At 72.5% G+C, this 3,421-nt stretch carries 3 protein-coding genes; all 3 read right to left on the bottom strand.

The window, feature by feature from the left end; genetic code table 11:
- Window positions 1-251: 251 nt before the first annotated feature.
- A complete protein-coding gene (locus NBZ85_RS29160; protein WP_261556096.1) occupies window positions 252-821 on the bottom strand; it encodes an adenine phosphoribosyltransferase in 570 nt (189 codons plus the stop codon).
- 86 nt (window positions 822-907) lie between these two features.
- Window positions 908-2,161: a protein translocase subunit SecF gene (gene secF / locus NBZ85_RS29155; protein ID WP_261556097.1), complete on the bottom strand. Its 1,254-nt coding sequence runs from the start codon at window positions 2,159-2,161 to the stop codon at window positions 908-910.
- A 3-nt stretch (window positions 2,162-2,164) separates the two neighbouring features.
- Window positions 2,165-3,421 (bottom strand): protein translocase subunit SecD (secD, locus tag NBZ85_RS29150; RefSeq protein ID WP_261563164.1); only part of this gene is annotated, 1,257 nt, incomplete at its 5' end.

The following is a 3,421-nucleotide window of genomic DNA, read 5'->3' as shown; positions in this document are numbered from 1 at the left end:
GCCTGCGCCCTGCCCCGCCCGCCTCGCGGACAGCCTGGTCACGGGGGTCAGGGCTGCACTCCGGGCCGGGCGGGGCAGGGCGCAGGCCATCGCCGGCCTGCGGTGGCTCCCGGATGGGAGCCACCGCAGGCGACGATGCTCCGGTGGTGACCGGGGCTGCCTCTGGCACGGGCCGCTCCTGCGTGAGGACTAGACACCGAGCCTAACTCCGTGCCGCACGGAAACCTTCCGGAGCCCCGCCCGGGCCTAGGTCAAATCGTCAGGAGTGGGACAACGTCCAGCGGGGCGGTCCGTTCCCGCCCGGGCAGGAACGACAACTCCATGAGGACCGCGAGGCCCACCACCTCGGCCCCGACGCCGGTCAGCAGGCCGTGCGCCGCGGCCGCGGTGCCGCCCGTCGCCAGCACGTCGTCGATCAGCAGCACCCGCTCGTCGGGGCGCACCGCGTCGGCGTGGATCTCGATGGTGGCGGTGCCGTACTCCAGATCGTAGGTCGCGCTGCGGGTCGGGCCCGGCAGCTTGCCCTTCTTGCGGATGGGCACCAGGCCGACGCCGAGCCGGTCGGCGACCGGCGCGGCCAGGAGGAAGCCACGCGCCTCGATCCCCGCGATCGTGGTCGCGCCCCGCTGCCGGGCGATGTCCGCCAGCGCCCCGATCACCACGCCGAACGCGGCGGGGGTGGACAACAGCGGGGTGATGTCCTTGAACACGACCCCCGGCTGCGGCCAGTCCTGGACATCCCGGATGTGGCCCCGCAACACGTCGGCGGCCGCGTCGGTCGTGGCGGGCCGTTCGGGTGCCGCCTCGTCGATGCTCGTCATCGTCCTGCTTCATCCCACTTTCAGGGCTAGTCCGCCAGATCCGTCTCCGGGCGCCCCGGGGCGCTGGTACGCGCCTGGCGCCCGGCTCACCGACGCTTCTTACCGCTCGGCCGCCCCCGCCGGCCGGGCTTGCGGCCTCCGGCGCGTCGCGCGGCACCCGCTGTGGGGGGTCGTCGACCGGCCCCGGCGAGGCCCGCGCCGGCGGGAACCGGTTCGCGGGCACCCGGGCCGCCCGGCCGGCCAGGCGGACCGTCCGCCACTGCGGCCGCACCTCCCGCGAGGGCCGTGACCTCCCCCGACGCCGTCTCGCCCGGCTCTCCCGGACCGTCCGGCGCCCCCGGGCCGGCCGGCACCGACGGCGCCGAGCGCGCCCGCCTGCCGCGTTCCCGGGCGACCCGGGCGTCGAGGGCCCGCACCGCCGGCTCACCCCGTTTGAGGTCGACCAGCAGAGGCGTGGCGAAGAACAGCGACGAGTAGGTGCCGGAGGCGATCCCGACGAACTGGGCGAGCGCGAGGTCCTTCAGCGTGCCCGCGCCCAGCAGCCCGGCACCGACGAACAGCAACGACGCCACCGGGATGAGGGCGATGACCGAGGTGTTGAGCGAACGGACCAGCGTCTCGTTCAGCGCGTCGTTGGTCGCCTCGGCGTAGGTACGCCGGCTGGAGGTCGCCATCCCCGCCGTGTTCTCCCGCACCCGGTCGAACACCACCACGGTGTCGTAGAGCGAGAAGCCGAGGATGGTCAGCACGGCGATCACGGTCGACGGCGTCACCTCGAACCCCACGAGGGAGTACACGCCCATCGTGACGACGAGGTCATGGACGAGTGCGGCCATCGCCGCCGCCGCCATCTTCCACTCGAAGCGCACCGACAGATAGATCATCACGAGCACGAGGAAGACGATCAGGCCCTGGACGGCCTTCTTGGTGATCGTCGAGCCCCACGAGGAGCCGACCGTCGACACGGCGATGTTGCGGTCCGGATCGGCCACCGAGAACCGCTTGGCCAGCGCGTCCGTCAGCTTGTCTGTCTGCTCGTCGGACAGGGTGGGGGTCTGCACGCGGAACTGCTTGGAGGTCTCCAGCTGCTGGACCACGCTGTCCGTCGGGTCGATGCCGACGCTGGACAGCGTGTCCTCGACCTGCTCGACGGTGCCGCCGTGGCTGGGCAGCTGGAAGACCGCGCCCCCGGAGAACTCGATCCCCAGCGAGAAGCCGCGGATGATCATGCTGAGCACGCAGATCCCGACGAGCACGCCGGACAGCGCGTACCAGACTCGGCGGCGGCCGACGAAGTCGATGTGAAAGTCGCTGCGGTAGATCCGCCCGAGCAGTGCCATCTGTCAGCTCTCCCGCTTCTGCCCGGCCGGCGCCGGCCGCTTGGCCAGCCGCGGCCGGCTGGCGGCGGTTGGCGGCGGCCCGGCCGCGGCCCGCCCACCGATCGACTTCGGGCTCAGGCCCGAGAAACGGCTGACGGAGAACAATCTGCGCCGCACCAGCAGGGCCACCACCGGCCGGGTGAAGATGAACATGATCAGCACGTCGCTCAACGTCGACAACCCGAGGGTGAACGCGAACCCGCGCACCGAACCGATCGAGAGGATGTAGAGCACGGCCGCGGCGAGGAAGGAGACCGTGTCCGCCGAGAGCATGGTGCGCCGCGCGGCCGGCCAGGCCCGGTCGGCGGCGGCGCGCACCGTCCGGCCGGCCTGCACCTCGTCCTTGATCCGTTCGAAGTAGACGACGAACGAGTCGGCGGTCACGCCGATCGACACGATGAGACCGGCGATGCCCGCGAGGGTCAGCGTGAAGCCGATCGCGGAACCCAGCAGCACCACCGAGGCGTAGATCAGCAGGCCGCTGACCGCCAGGGAGGCGACCACGACGATGCCCAGCGCCCGGTAGTACAGGAAGGAGTAGAGGACGACCAGCACCAGCCCGATGGCCCCGGCGAGCAGGCCGCCGTGCAGTGAGTCGCGGCCCAGGGTCGGCGAGATCGACTCGGCCTGGGAGCGCTCGAAGGCCAGCGGCAGCGCGCCGTAGCGCAGGACGTTGGAGAGATCCTCCGCCTCGGACTGGCCGAAGGAGCCGGAGATCTGGGCGGTCCCGGCGATGCGCTCGTTGGTCTGCGGCGCCGACTGCACCACGCCGTCGAGCACGATCGCGACCTGCTTACCGATCGTGTTCTCAGTGAGCTTGGTGAACTTGTTCTGGCCGGAGCCGGTGAACTCGACGTTGACCACCCACTGGCCGGTGGTGATGCCGGTGGTACCGCCGCCGCCCTGCAGACCGGCGGAGGCGGTCTTCACATCGGTTCCGACGACGGACGCCGGCTTGAGCAGGTACTTGGTCGCGCCGTCCCGGTCGCAGGCGGCGGTCCACTCCTGGGGCCGGTCGGTGCCGACCGCTGCCTTGCGCACGTCGGTGGCCGTGCAGGTCAGTGCGTTGTACTGAGCGACCGCGGCGGCCGGGGGCGTGTCCCCCGGGGCGGCGGCAGCGGGCGCCGGCGTCGCGGGCGAAGGAGCCGGCGTCGCGGGCGCGGCCGGAGCCACGGAGGCCGACGCGGCGGGAACGGGAGCGGCCGACGCGGCGGCCAGGAC

Source organism: Frankia tisae (assembly GCF_025403405.1).
Taxonomy (GTDB): domain Bacteria; phylum Actinomycetota; class Actinomycetes; order Frankiales; family Frankiaceae; genus Frankia; species Frankia tisai.
Note: the sequence above shows the minus strand (reverse complement) of the source record. Positions and strands in the feature narration are given on the sequence as shown.